Raw genomic sequence first — 13,997 nt, forward strand, 5'->3', positions numbered from 1 at the left:
TTGCCGTGGAACCAGTCGACGTTGATGTCGGAAAACGCCGTGGGCCATGTTTGGCGACGTTGGTCGAGGAGTTTTCGCAAGTCCCACTCCGTCACGATCGCGCCCGTGGCCTGGTCGATCTCGATCACCTGGTCCTCGACCGTCGCCGCGTTCTGGAGCTCGGCCGTCAAGACGAACGTCCCCCTCGAGGTCTCCTTAACGTTGTGGTGGAACCCGTAGCCGGGCATCGTCCACGACCGCACCACGCGACCAAGCATCGTGACCTCGTAGATCTTGTCGGTGCTGTTGCTCCCGAAGTAAAGGTTGCCGTTCGCCAGCCGCTCCACGCCGTTGTCGAAGAACAGGTTGCCCAGCTCGGGATGACCTCGGAAATCGAGCGCCCACCGGATGTCGCCTTCGGCGTCGAAGGCGAAGGGCCGCTGCGGCGTGATGTCGCTGTTGTGGCCGAAGTAGCTCACCAGCGTCACCCCGGGCACGGCCTCAGCCGTCGCGACCTCGAGGTCGATCTCGGGAAAGTCAGACGAGAGGGCCTGTCCGGTCACCTGCTGCTCTCGCGTCTCGAGCAGTTCCCCTCCCGTTCCAAACAGCTCCAGCCGCACGGTCGTCGCACGCCCGGGGTAAAGCCCCAACACGGGAATCGTGGACGCGCCCTCGAGGTCGTCGAACCGATGCGTGATGTCTGGGCCTCCGTCGCCAACGACGGTGATCTGCGCCGAGACGGTCCGGCTCGTCGTCATCTGGATTTCAGCGCCGAGGGGCGCCGCGCCGGACGGGTTGACCGCCAACTGAAACGACGTGATCAGCTCACTACCCGCCGGCGGGTCGACCTCGATGGGCGACTGGTCGCACGCGGCGACACTCACTAGAGCGGCGAAGAGGAGGATCGACCTCGAGGACGGACGGAGCATGGTCCAAAGGGTATGCGAGCCTGAACGATACGACCGGCCTCGCTCGCCCTCGAGGTCGCGGTACCCCTCGAGGGCGAACGCCACTTCGAGACGAACGCGGGCATGGCACGCCGTCTGCCTACGGTTGGCAGGGACGTCCCGGATCACGTGTGGGGGCACGGCACGCCGCGCCCGCCAGCCGACCTCGAGGACGGACCGGGCCACTCGCCCTCGAGGGCGGACCAAGCTGCTCGTCCTCGAGGACGAACGCAAACGCCCCGACTACCGAAGCAGCCGGGGCGTGGGTCGTCGGCCTCGAGGACGTTACCCCAAGCGGCGGTTGATCTCGGCCAGCGTGTCGTCGTCGGCCGCGGCCGGTGAGGCCGGTGCGCCCAAGATGTCGCCGTCGCCGGACGACAGGCCGCGGTCGAGCGCGTCCTGCGTCGCCTGCAGCGCCTCGAGCTCCTGGCGGCTTCCCACGACGGTGTCGCGGTACTTCCGCAGGCCCGTGCCCGCTGGGACGAGGTGCCCGATGATCACGTTCTCCTTGAGACCGAGCAGGTTGTCCGACTTGGCCGCGATCGCAGCTTCGGTCAACACCTTGGTCGTCTCCTGGAACGAGGCCGCCGAGATAAACGAGTTCGTCTTGAGAGCGGCCTGGGTGATGCCCAGAAGGACCGGCTCGGCGACAGCGAGCTGCGCCTCACGGACCTCGATCTCCGGCTTGTCCTCCCGCTTCAGCGACGAGTTGGCGTCGCGAAGCTGGCGGCGGTTGATCGACTGCCCGATCTCCAACTCGGACTCGCTCGCATCGACGACCACGAAGGTGTCGTAGAGCGCGTCGTTGGTCTGCTCGAGCTTGATCCGGTCGACCAGGTTCTCTTCCAAGAACGGCGTGTCGCCCGGGTCCGTGATCCGAACCTTCTGCATCATCTGGCGGACCACCACCTCGATGTGCTTGTCGTTGATGCCCACGCCCTGCAAGCGGTAGACCTCCTGCACCTCGTTGACGAGGTACTCCTGGACCGCCGTTGGCCCGAGAATGGACAAAATGTCCTGCGGCGAGATCTGGCCGTCGGAGAGCGCTTCGCCCGCACGGACGAAGTCGTTCTCGTGGACGAGCAAGTGCTTCGAGAGCGAGACGAGGTAGGTCTTCTCTGTCGCGCCGTCCTTCGAGGTCACGATGACTTCTTGGGAGCCGCGCTTACGGCCGCCGAACGACACGACGCCGTCGATCTCCGTCACGACCGCCGGGTCGGAGGGCTGACGAGCCTCGAACAGCTCGATGACGCGCGGCAGACCACCCGTAATGTCACGGGTACCGGCCGACTGACGCGGGAGCTTGGCGAGAATGGTACCCGCCGTGATCTCGTCGCCGTTGTTGACCTGGAGGCGCGCACGGACGGGCATCGTGTACTCACGTCCGCCCTCGACGACGAGGGACGGCGTCAGCGCACGCTCTCGCGTCTCGGTGATGACCTTCTCACGGAAGCCGGTCTGCTCGTCCGACTCCTCGCGGTAGGTCGTGCCCTCGATGACGTCTTTGAACCGGAGCGTACCTGCGGTCTCAGAGATGATGACCGAGTTGTACGGGTCCCAGGTCGCGACCACGTCTCCCTTCTCGACCACTTGGCCCTCCGTCACCATGACGTCGGCGCCGTACGGGATCGTGTAGGAGATGCGCTGCTTGCCATCCGCATCGAGGACGCGGACTTCGCCGGAGCGACCGAGCGCGACGTTCTTGCTCTCGCTCGTCTCGACCGTCCGAAGGTTCTCGAACGCGATCTTGCCGCCGAACTTCGTCTCGATCGTCGACTCGGCCGCGATGCGGCTGGCCGTACCACCGATGTGGAAGGTCCGGAGCGTGAGCTGCGTACCGGGCTCGCCGATGGACTGCGCCGCGATGACGCCCACGGCCTCGCCCTCTTGGACCATGCGGCCGTTCGCTAGGTCACGTCCGTAGCACAGCGTGCAAACGCCGCGCGTGGCCTCACAGGCCAACACCGACCGGATCTCGACGGTCTCGATCGAGGTCTCCGCGATGCGGTCCGCGATCTCGTCCGTGATCATGTCGTCCCGGCGGAGGAGGACCTCCTCGGTCTCCGGGTCGCGCACGTCGTGGACCGACACGCGGCCGACGATGCGGTCGCGGAGCGACTCGACGATGTCCTCGTTGTCCTTGAGCGCCTCCATGCGGACGCCTCGCAACGTGCCACAGTCAGACGACTGGATCGAGATGTCTTGGGACACGTCGACCAGGCGACGGGTCAGGTAACCGGCGTCGGCCGTCTTGAGCGCCGTATCGGCCAGGCCCTTACGAGCACCGTGGGTCGAGATGAAGTACTCGGCCACCGACAGGCCCTCCTTGAAGTTGGACTTGATCGGGTTCTCGATGATCGAGCCTGCCGAGCCCGCCGCCGACTTCTGCGGCTTGGCCATGAGACCACGCATGCCGCCGAGCTGACGGATCTGCTCACGCGAACCACGAGCACCGGAGTCAGCCATCATGTAGATGGCGTTGAACCCGTCCTGGTCCTCTTTGAGCGCGTCGTACAGGACGGTCGCGATCTCGTTGTTCGTCGACGTCCAGACGTCGATGACCTGGTTGTAGCGCTCGGCCTCGGTGATGAAGCCCATCTCGTAGTTCGAGCGGATGTCATCGACCCGGTCCTCGGCCTCCTTCAAGAGCGTCGTCTTCGCCTCCGGCACCACGATGTCGGAGAGCGAGAAGCTTAGCCCGCCCAACATGGCCTGGCCGAAGCCGAGATCCTTGACGCGATCCAAGAAGGTCGCCGTCTTCGGGAAGTCCGTCGCCTTGAAAACGCCCGCGATAATGCCGCGGAGGTTCTTCTTGGTCAGGACCTGGTTGATGTACCCGACGCCGTCCGGGACGATGTCGTTGAAGAGCGCTCGGCCGATCGTCGTGTCGATGATCTCACCGGCCTTGCCCTCGCCCTCGAACTCGTCCTCGTTGAGACGGAGCTTGATGCCCGCGTGCAACGCGACGACGTTCTGGTCGAACGCCTGGCGCACCTCGCGCGTGGTCGAGAACAACATGCCCTCGCCCTTCTCGCCCTTGCGGAACTTGGTCATGTAGTACATGCCCAAGACCATGTCCTGCGACGGGACGGCCACCGGCCCACCGTGCGCCGGGCTCATGATGTTGTGCGACGCCAGCATCAGGATGCTCGCCTCGAGGACGGCGTCGTGCGACAGCGGCACGTGGACGGCCATCTGGTCGCCGTCGAAGTCGGCGTTGAACGCCGTCGTGACCAACGGGTGCAGGCGGATCGCCTTGCCCTCGATGAGCACCGGCTGGAACGCCTGGATGCCCAGACGGTGCAGCGTCGGTGCGCGGTTGAGCATCACGGGATGCCCGTCGATCACCTTCTCCAGGATGTCAAACACGTCAGCCGTCCGGCGGTCGACCACCTTCTTGGCGGACTTGACCGTCTTGACAATGCCGCGCTCGATCAACTTGCGGATGATGAACGGCTTGAACAGCTCGACCGCCATCTGCTTGGGCAGACCGCACTCGTGGAGCTTGAGCTCCGGGCCGACCACGATGACCGAACGGCCCGAGTAGTCGACGCGCTTGCCGAGCAGGTTCTGGCGGAACCGGCCCTGCTTGCCCTTGAGCATGTCGCTCAGCGACTTCAGCGCGCGGTTGCTGTCGCTACGGACGGCGTTTGCCTTGCGGGAGTTGTCGAACAGCGAGTCGACGGCCTCCTGCAACATCCGCTTCTCGTTGCGGAGAATGACCTCTGGCGCCTTGATGTCGATCAGGCGCTTGAGGCGGTTGTTGCGGATGATGACACGCCGGTAGAGGTCGTTGAGGTCACTCGTCGCGAACCGTCCGCCCTCCAGGGGGACGAGGGGACGCAGTTCCGGCGGGATCACCGGGACGACCTTCATGACCATCCACTCCGGGTTGTTCTCCATCTTGGCGTTCGCCCCACGGAACGCCTCGACGATGCCCAGCCGCTTGAGCGACTCGGCCTTACGCGCCTGGCTCGTCTCGGTCCGGGCCTGGAAGCGGAGCTCCACGGCCTGCGAATCGAGGTCGAGACGCTTGAGCAGCTCCTCGACAGCCTCGCCACCGATCATGGCGACGAACTTCTCCGGGTCGTCGTCGGCCAGACGGTTGTTGTCCTCGCGAATCTGGTAGAGGACGTCGAAGTACTCGTTCTCGGTCAGGAGCTGGCCCTTCTCGATGCCGAGGTTGACCGCCCCACCGGGGTTCACGACGACGTAGGCCTCGTAGTAGATGACCTTGTCGAGGTCCTTGGACTTCATGCCCAGGAGCGCGCCGATCTTGTTCGGCAGGCTCTTGAAGTACCAAATGTGAACGACCGGTACGGACAACGTGATGTGCCCGAACCGCTCACGGCGGACCGATTTCTGGGTCACCTCGACGCCACAGCGGTCGCAGATGATGCCCTTGTAGCGGATCCGCTTGTACTTGCCGCAGTGGCACTCCCAGTCCTTGACAGGACCGAAGATCTTCTCGCAGAAAAGGCCGTCCTTCTCCGGCTTGAACGAGCGGTAGTTGATCGTTTCCGGCTTGAGAACCTCGCCGAACGACCGCTCCAGAATCGTCTCCGGCGACGACAGGCTAACGGTAATCGAGTTGTAGTACTTCTTCGGGGCCGGCTGAGCCGGCTGGATGCCGAATGCCATATCTGGGGGTTTTAAGATTAGGGGTTAGGGGTCGGGGATCTGTCGGGCGCGTCCTCGCGGTCGATGGTCCGACCTCGAGGACGCAGCCCCCAATCCCTAATCGATCTTGACTTCGAGGCCGAGTCCCTGCATCTCGCGGAGCAAGACGTTGAACGACTCGGGGATGCCGGGCTCGGGGATGTTGTCGCCCTTGACGATGGCTTCGTAGGCCTTCGAGCGGCCCTGGACATCGTCAGACTTGACGGTCAAGAGCTCGCGCAGGACGTTGGAAGCGCCGTAGGCGTAGAGCGCCCAGACTTCCATCTCGCCGAAGCGCTGGCCACCGAACTGCGCCTTGCCACCGAGCGGCTGCTGGGTGATGAGCGAGTAGGGGCCGATGGAACGGGCGTGGAGCTTGTCGTCGACTAGGTGGGACAGCTTGAGCATGTAGATCTGCCCGACCGTCGTCTTCTGGTCGAAGGCCTCACCGGTCTGACCGTCGAAGAGCTGCGCGCGACCGTCCTCAGGGAGACCGGCCTCGCGGAGCTTGGCCTGGATGTCGTCCATCGAGGCGCCGTCGAACGCCGGCGTGGCGTAGGTCTCACCGAGGTGCTGACCGGCCCAGCCCAAGAGCGTCTCGAAGATCTGCCCGAGGTTCATTCGGGACGGGACGCCCAGCGGGTTGAGACAGATGTCGACCGGCGTGCCGTCCTCGAGGAACGGCATGTCCTCTTCGGGGACCACCTTCGCGACGACACCCTTGTTGCCGTGACGCCCGGCCATCTTGTCGCCGACCTGAAGCTTGCGCTTCTTCGCGACGTAGACCTTGGCGAGTTGGACGATGCCCGGGGGCAGTTCGTCGCCCATCTGGATCCGGTACTCCTCCTGCTCGGCGGAGCCCGTCACCTCCTGGTGACGACGCTGGTAGTTGGCGAGCAACTTCCAGGCGGCGCGGTTGGTCTCGTCGTCCTTGGTGAACGCCTGGCGGATCTTGAGGTCGGCCGGCTCGATGGCCTTGAAGGCCGTCTTGCTGAGCTTGGCGCCCTCCGAGACCACGACCGTTCCATCGCGCAACTCGACGGCCGAACCCGCCTTCTTGGCGCCCATGAGCGCGAAGAAGCGCTCGTAGAACGACTGCTGCAGGGCCTCGACCTCGCGCTCGAGCTGACGCCCGATCTCCTCCAGTCGCTTCTCCTCCGCCTTCTTGGTGATGGCGTCGGTCTTGCGGCGCGAGAACAACATCGTGTCGATCACGACGCCGTTCATGCCCGGCTTGGCCTTCAGGGACGCGTCCTTGACGTCGCCGGCCTTGTCGCCGAAGATGGCGCGGAGCAGCTTCTCCTCCGGCGTCGGGTCGGTCTCGCCCTTCGGCGTGATCTTGCCGACGATGATGTCGCCGGGATGGATCTCAGCGCCGACGCGGACGATGCCGCGCTCGTCGAGGTCCTTGGTCGCCTCCTCGGAGACGTTCGGGATCTCACGCGTAAGCTCCTCCTCGCCGCGCTTGGTGTCGCGGACCTGGTGCTCGAATTCCTCGATGTGGATCGAGGTAAAGATGTCGTCCTTGACGACGCGCTCCGAGATAACGATCGCGTCCTCGAAGTTGTAGCCCTTCCACGGCATGAACGCGACGAGCACGTTCTTGCCGAGCGCGAGCTCGCCCTTCTCGGTCGAGGCGCCGTCGGCCAGCAACTCGCCCTTTTTGACGCGCATGCCGGCATCGACGGTCGGCTTCTGCGTGACTTGGGTGTCCTGGTTCGTCCGGCGGAACTTGACCAGCGGGTACGTGCGGACGGGCTCCTCGAACGCCGCATCGGCGTCCTCAGGCGTCTCGTCGTAGCGGACAGTGATCTTGGTCGCGTCCACGTACTCGACGATGCCGTCGCCCTCGGCGACCAAGATGGCGCGCGAGTCGCGAGCGATGCGGCCCTCCAAGCCGGTGCCCACGTACGGGGCCGACGGCTGGAGAAGCGGCACTGCCTGGCGCTGCATGTTCGAGCCCATCAGGGCACGGTTGGCGTCGTCGTGCTCTAGGAACGGGATCAGGTTCGCGGCCGGCGAAATGATCTGGTTCGGAGCAACGTCCATGTAGTCGATCTCGTCCGGTGCCACGAGGGGCACGTCGCCCGAGATGCGGGCGCGGATCAAGTCGTTCGTGAACGTGCCCTTTTCGTCGATCGGGGCGTTCGCCTGAGCGATCACCACCTTGTCCTCGTCCTCGGCAGACAAGTACTTGATCTCCTTCGTCACGCGGCCCTTCTTGACGACGCGGTACGGCGTTTCGATAAAGCCAAACTTGTTGACGACGCCGTGGGTGCACAGCGACGAGATCAGGCCGATGTTCGGGCCTTCCGGCGTCTCGATCGGGCAGAGACGGCCGTAGTGCGTGTAGTGGACGTCGCGGACCTCGAAGCCTGCGCGCTCACGCGTTAGACCACCCGGACCGAGCGCGGACATCCGACGCTTGTGCGTCAGCTCCGCGAGCGGGTTGGTCTGGTCCATGAACTGGCTCAGTTGGTTCGTCCCGAAGAAGGTGTTGATCACCGACGAGACGGTCCGGGCGTTGACCAGGTCCTGGGGCGTGAATTTGTCCGCGTCGCGGAGGTTCATCCGCTCCTTGATGGTCCGCGCCATGCGCGCGAGACCGAGCGAGAACTGGCTCTGCAACTGCTCACCCACCGTCCGCACGCGGCGGTTCGACAGGTGGTCGATGTCGTCGACGTTGCTCTTGCCGTTCAGGAGCTTCACCAACTCCGTGATGATGGCGACGATGTCTTCCTTGGACAGCGTAACCGTGTCGGTCTCCTCGGGAAGCCCGAGACGCTTGTTCATCCGGTAGCGGCCGACCGCACCGAGGTCGTAGCGCTTATCCGAGAAGAACAGGCGGTCCAAAAGCGCACGAGCGGCGTCCACGTCGGGAGCGTCCGCGCTGCGCAGCGTCTCGTACAAGTGACGTAGCGCCTCGTCGGACGAGTGCGTCGGATCCTTCTTAAGCGTGTTGAGGAGCGTCGACATGTCGAGGCCCGTGTCGTCGTCCTCGTCGTCGGACGCCTCGCGGCGCAGGATGACGCCAGGAACGCCGGCGTCCTTCAAGATGCCGTAGTCGTCCTCCGTCAGCTCGTGCTCGGCGGGCAGGATGACCTCGCGCTCGGTCCGCTCTTCGAGGACTTCGCCCGTGTCCTCGTCGATGACCTCGTGCTTGATCTCGACCGTGACGCTGGAGGCCAGCGTGCGGCCGATCATCTTCTTGAACGCGCGCTTGTTCGTGATCTCCTCCTGGTCGGCGAGATCGAACAGCGAGACGATCTCGGCATCGGAGGAGTACCCCAGCGCGCGGAGAAGCGTCGTGACCGGCAGCTTCTTCTTCCGGTCGATGTACGCCCACATCACGTTCGCGACGTCGGTTGAGAACTCGATCCACGAGCCCCGGAAGGGGATCACGCGGACGCTGTACAGGTCCGTCCCGTTCGGGTGGACCGACTGGCTAAAGAAGACGCCCGGCGAGCGGTGCAGCTGGCTCACGATGACGCGCTCGGCACCGTTCACGACGAACGTGCCCTTCTCGGTCATCACCGGCAGGTTGCCCAAGTAGACGTCCTGCTGGATGGCCTCCTCGGGCTCGTCCTCGTCCTCGTCCTCCTTGGCGCTCAGGCGGAGCTTCGCCTTGAGCGGCAAGGCGAATGTCAAGCCCTGAGCCAGGCACTCCTCGATAGAGTGCTTGGGTGCCTCGAGGGTAAAATGGAGGTACTCGAGCGTGTAGCGCTCGCGTGTGTCCGTGATCGGGAAGTGCTCCCGGAACGTTGCCTCGAGACCCTTTTTAGGATCGCGCTCCTCCGGGACCAAGTTGGCCTGGAGGAACTCGTGGTAGGACTGAAGCTGGATCTGTAGGAAGTCCGGGAAGTCCTGCGCCGATTTGATCTTGGCGAACGATTGCCGGGTGGACTCTCCGCTGGGCGCCGGCCGGGGCGCTCTCGTGGTCTTGCTCAAGGCGTACCTAGTGTTGGTGACCGCTGGACGCGAGGTGCCCGGCGGAGCCGACCTCGAGGTCGAGGCTCCCGGGCGGCGCCGTCCTCGAGGTCGAGGCGACGCGGGTTCCACCGACCTCGAGGCCGATGGCTACGGACAGGGCAGAACGCGAGGTCCCGCTCGATCCGTGTGTGTGGATTTGGCGGGGTGGGACCGCCTGAGCCACACGCGGCCCGAGCCCTGAGACAGCGTCCCAAAAGGCCCAGGCCGGTTCGTGCAGACGCCCGCCCCTCGCTCGGCAAGGCCGGGAGGGGCGGGCGAGACACCTGAGGCCGACGCGGGGTCGGCCCCCACTTACTTGAGCTCGACTTCGGCGCCGGCGCCCTCGAGCTTGCCCTTGATCTCGTCGGCCTCCTCCTTCGAGACGCCCTCCTTGATCGGGGACGGGGCTCCGTCAACGAGACCCTTGGCCTCCTTGAGACCGAGGCCCGTGATGCCGCGGACCTCCTTGATGACGGCGATCTTGTTGCCGCCAATGCCGGCGAGGATCACGTCGAACTCCGACTGCTCCTCGGCTGCTGCGGCTCCGTCTCCACCGGCCGGGCCGGCCATGACGGCGGCTGCGGCGGCGGGCTCGATGCCGTACTCGTCCTTGAGGACCGTGAGCAGCTCGTTGGCCTCCTTGATGGTGAGGTTGACGAGGCTCTCGGCGATGGTGCTAATGTCTGCCATGTGTTTGGGGTGTTCCTGCGGCGGTCTCGGCCGAAGCTGCGCCGCGTGTTATGGATGAGGGTGCCTCCCCGAGGGTCGTCCTCGAGGACGCGAGGATCAGCCTTCCTCCTTTTCGGAGATCTGCTGGATGACGCTGGCCAAGCCAGAGCCCTGTGCGCCGAGGGCCGACGCAACGTTGGTGATCGGGGCCATGAGGAGCCCGAGGATGTCGGCGAGAAGCTCGTCCTTGCTCTTCAAGGTCGCGAGCGCATCGAGGCTGTTCTCGTCGTAGATCGCGCCGTCGACGAAGGCGCCCTTGAAGCGGGGGATCTCGAGGTCGTTGTCCTCGAGGAACTTCTTGAGCACCTTGGCCGGACCGGCCGGGTCGTTCGTGAACGCGACCGCGGTCGGGCCGCTGAGCTGGTCGATCAGCTCGTCGAACCCACCCTTCTCCTGCATCGCGCGGCGAAGGAGCGTGTTCTTGAGGACCTTGTACTGGACGTCGGCCTCGCGGAAGGCGCGGCGCAGGCCGGTGGCCTGCTCGACGGTCAAGCCCTGGTAGTCGGTGAGGTAGACGGTGTTGGCGTCCTCGAGCTGGCCGGCGATGGCCCCGAGTGCTTCCGTCTTCTGCTCTTTTGTGAGAGACATAGTGTTGGGGAGTCGGGGTTAGCGGACGGCCGAGACGGCAGCGTCGCGGGAGACTGGAACGGCGGGACCCATCGTGGTCGAGAGCGTGACGCTCTTGACGTAGGCGCCCTTGGCCGAGGCCGGGCGGAGCCGGACGATCTCCTTGAGGAAGGCGTCGGCGTTCTCGCGGATCTGGTCGTCCGAGAACGTGCTCTTGCCGATCGAGGTGTGGATGATGCCCGCCTTGTCGACGCGGAAGTCGATCCGACCCGCCTTGACGGCCTCGATGGCCTCGGTCAAGTCGTTGGTCACCGTGCCCGACTTCGGGTTCGGCATCAGGCCACGGGGGCCGAGCACGCGGCCCAGACGACCGACGACCGGCATCACGTCCGGCGACGCGATCAGCACGTCGAAGTCGGTGAAGCCCTCGTTCTGGATCTTGTCGGCGTAGTCGTCCAAGCCGACCATGTCGGCGCCGGCGGCTTCGGCCTCAGCCTGCTTGCCCTCGTTGGTCAAGACGAGCACGCGGACGGTCTTGCCGGTGCCGTGCGGGAGCGCGACGGAGCCACGGACCATCTGGTCAGCGTGACGCGGGTCGACGCCCAAGCGGATGTCGATGTCGACGGACTCCTCGAACTTGGCGCGCCCCGTCTGCTTGACGAGCTGCGCGGCGGTCTCGAGCGGGAGCGCGCCTCCGGCCTCCTCGGTCGCCGCAGCGACGAGCTCGGCGGCCTGGCGGTAGCGCTTGCCTTTCTTTGCCATTGGATTGGGGGTGTTGCGGTGCAGACGCCGGGGTCTCCGGCTCCCGCGGGTGGTTGGCGAGGACTCACTCGAGGACGGTCCGTCCTCGAGGGCGAGCCTCTTTACGCGACGGGAGCGCCCGTCACGGTCAGGCCCATCGAGCGGGCTGTGCCGGCGATCATGCGCGCGGCGTTGTCGAGATCAGTCGCGTTGAGATCCTCGAGCTTCTGCTCGGCGATGTCGCGGCACTGGTCCCACGTCACCTTGCCGACCTTCTCGCGAAGGGGATCGGCGGCGCCGCTCTTGATGTTGGCGGCGTTCTTCAGGAGGACGGCAGCCGGCGGGCTCTTGGTGATGAACGTGAAGCTCTTGTCACCGTAGACCGTGATCACGACCGGGATCACCAAGCCCATCTTTTCCTGCGTCTTGGCGTTGAACGCCTTGCAGAACTCCATGATGTTGACGCCCTTCTGGCCGAGCGCGGGGCCGATCGGCGGGGCCGGCGATGCCTGGCCTGCCTTGATCTGCAGCTTGATGAAGCCGTCGACTTTCTTCGCCATCGTTGGGGTGCGGTGCAAACGCCGAGGTCATTCGGCTCCCGCGCAGGTGAGGCCACGGCACAGCGTGGCGGATCCAGAAGGTACCCGGACACGGTGCAGAAAACGGGCCAGACGACGGGCTTCGCCCGCCTTTCACCGCCGCCGCCCACGTCCTTCTTCGTCCTCGAGGACGTTAGCGTGCTGAGTCTCGCCGGGCGACGAGAGTCTCCCGGACGCCTCGGGCGTGGTCTAAGAATGGGTGTTCCAATCCGAACGCCGCCTCGCCGATCTCGATAGCTCGATTCATGTCCTCGAGGGCGAGCCCGAAGTCCCGCCGGGCTTCGTGGACGCCGGACCGCGCGGTGAGCGCGAACGCGACGTAGGGATGGTCCGGCCCACGACTCTGAATCGTAAGCGCGAGCGACTCGTCGAACAGCGGCTCGGCCTCGTCGGTCTTGCCGAGGCTTAGGAGTGTGACCCCCAGGTTGCTGAGGTTCGACGCCAAATCGACGGCCACGTCGTCACCTTCGAGCTGACGTCGCCGTTCGATCACCTCACGCAGGACGGTCGCCGCGTTCTCGAGTCGGTCCGTCTCGGAGTAGGTGAGCGCGAGCGTGTTGAGGATCGCAAGCCGCTCGCTGGGCTCGATGGCGTGCAGAGAGTCGAGCCGGAGCGCTGCGAGGGCATACCGCTCCGACGCTTCGTAGTCGTCCGTTCGGTAGCGGAGGTTCGCCAACTCCAGCAGAGCGTTGCGGTGGCCTCGAGGGTCCTCCCCTGTTTGCTCGAACAAGTCGACGGCGTCGGACAGTGCCACATCTGCGTCCTCGTACTGGCCCAACGCTCGCTCGACGCGCCCGATCGTCCCCAGCATGGTCGCCAGAACAGCGGGCTCGTCCTCGAGGTCGGTTCGAAGTCTCGAGGCGCCGGCTTCGAGGAGATCGCTCGCGGTGCGCTCTCCGGGGTTCGCACCGGTCGGATCGGGGTCCGCGAACAGCGACTCCAAGAACTCAGCCGTCTTCTCCGCCCTCGAGGCCGAGAGCTCCGCCCGGTCCCGCTCCGCCGCGAGTTGGACGGTGTAGTAGGAGACGCCGGCTACGGCCGTCGTGACCGCGAGAGCGACCGACGCGACGCCAACACGGTGCCTCTTAACGAACCGCCCCGCCCGGTACGACCTCGAGGGCGGCCGGGCCTCGATGGGCTCGCCCGCGATCCAACGCTCCAGATCGGCGCCGAACGCTTCGGCCGACGCGTAGCGCGCCTCGGGCTCCTTGGCCAGCGCCTTGCCACAGATCACATCGAGGTCGCCCCGCAGCCGACGCGCGTCAACGCCGCCGGCCTCGAGGTTAGACACCGCGCTCAGGCGGGGCGCCTCTGTTTTCAAGATGTCGCCCTCGAGGTCGCGCACGCCTTGTTCGACGTCGAACGGACGAGTTCCGGTCAGAACCTCGAAGAGAACGAGACCCAGACCGTAGACGTCGGTCGCCGTGGTCACGTCGTCGCCGCGGACCTGCTCGGGGGCGGCGTAGGCGCGCGTCATCGGGCGCCACTCGTAGAGGGACGTCAAGTGCGAGTCGGCGCCAGGGTCAAGCAGCTTGGCGATCCCGAAGTCCAGCAGCTTGACGGTCCGTCCCTTTTCCCCCGATGCCACCAGGATGTTGGAAGGCTTGAGGTCGCGGTGAACGACGAGTCGGCGGTGCGCGTGGTGGACGGCGGCAGCGACCTCGACGACGAGTCGGACGCGGTCCTCGAGGGCGAGATCGCGGGCGGCCTCGAGGATCTCGACGCCCTCGACCAACTCGAGGGCGAGCCAGGGCCGGCCGGCGGCGGGTCCGCTCTCCTCAGCTCCGGCCGAGATCAGCCGCGCGAT

Annotated in this window: 9 protein-coding genes; 1 reads left to right on the plus strand and 8 read right to left on the minus strand. The window is 65.6% G+C overall.

Going from position 1 to position 13,997, the window contains the following annotated elements:
- The 3 genes from WBA11_RS12255 to rpoB form a co-directional block, all read right to left on the minus strand.
- The coding region (locus WBA11_RS12255) for an aryl-sulfate sulfotransferase (protein ID WP_424520962.1) at positions 1-1,112 on the minus strand (1,112 nt) is incomplete at its 3' end.
- Positions 1,113-1,211: 99 nt separating this feature from the next.
- Positions 1,212-5,567 (minus strand): DNA-directed RNA polymerase subunit beta', encoded by a 4,356-nt coding sequence (gene rpoC, locus WBA11_RS12260; RefSeq protein ID WP_424520963.1) that lies wholly within the window; start codon positions 5,565-5,567, stop codon positions 1,212-1,214.
- A 96-nt stretch (positions 5,568-5,663) separates the two neighbouring features.
- Entirely contained in the window at positions 5,664-9,533 is a 3,870-nt protein-coding gene (gene rpoB, locus WBA11_RS12265; RefSeq protein ID WP_424520964.1) for a DNA-directed RNA polymerase subunit beta, read from the minus strand.
- Between the two features lie 16 nt (positions 9,534-9,549).
- Here rpoB and WBA11_RS12270 point away from each other — a divergent pair, with 16 nt between their 5' ends.
- A complete protein-coding gene (locus WBA11_RS12270) occupies positions 9,550-9,756 on the plus strand; it encodes a hypothetical protein (RefSeq protein WP_424520965.1) in 207 nt (68 codons plus the stop codon).
- 110 nt (positions 9,757-9,866) lie between these two features.
- Here WBA11_RS12270 and rplL read toward each other — a convergent pair whose 3' ends face one another.
- From rplL to WBA11_RS12295, 5 genes are all read right to left on the minus strand, one after another.
- Positions 9,867-10,244 (minus strand): 50S ribosomal protein L7/L12, encoded by a 378-nt coding sequence (rplL, locus tag WBA11_RS12275; RefSeq protein WP_424520966.1) that lies wholly within the window; start codon positions 10,242-10,244, stop codon positions 9,867-9,869.
- Between the two features lie 96 nt (positions 10,245-10,340).
- Positions 10,341-10,871, minus strand: a complete 531-nt coding sequence (rplJ, locus tag WBA11_RS12280; RefSeq protein ID WP_424520967.1) for a 50S ribosomal protein L10 — start codon at positions 10,869-10,871, stop codon at positions 10,341-10,343.
- A gap of 18 nt (positions 10,872-10,889) precedes the next feature.
- A complete protein-coding gene (gene rplA, locus WBA11_RS12285) occupies positions 10,890-11,612 on the minus strand; it encodes a 50S ribosomal protein L1 (protein ID WP_424520968.1) in 723 nt (240 codons plus the stop codon).
- A 101-nt stretch (positions 11,613-11,713) separates the two neighbouring features.
- Complete coding sequence (gene rplK / locus WBA11_RS12290; protein WP_424520969.1) at positions 11,714-12,151, minus strand: 50S ribosomal protein L11; 438 nt, start codon at positions 12,149-12,151, stop codon at positions 11,714-11,716.
- Positions 12,152-12,323: 172 nt separating this feature from the next.
- Positions 12,324-13,997 (minus strand): protein kinase domain-containing protein (locus WBA11_RS12295; protein WP_424520970.1); only part of this gene is annotated, 1,674 nt, incomplete at its 5' end.

The organism is Rubrivirga sp., from assembly GCF_049648075.1.
GTDB lineage: Bacteria > Bacteroidota > Rhodothermia > Rhodothermales > Rubricoccaceae > Rubrivirga.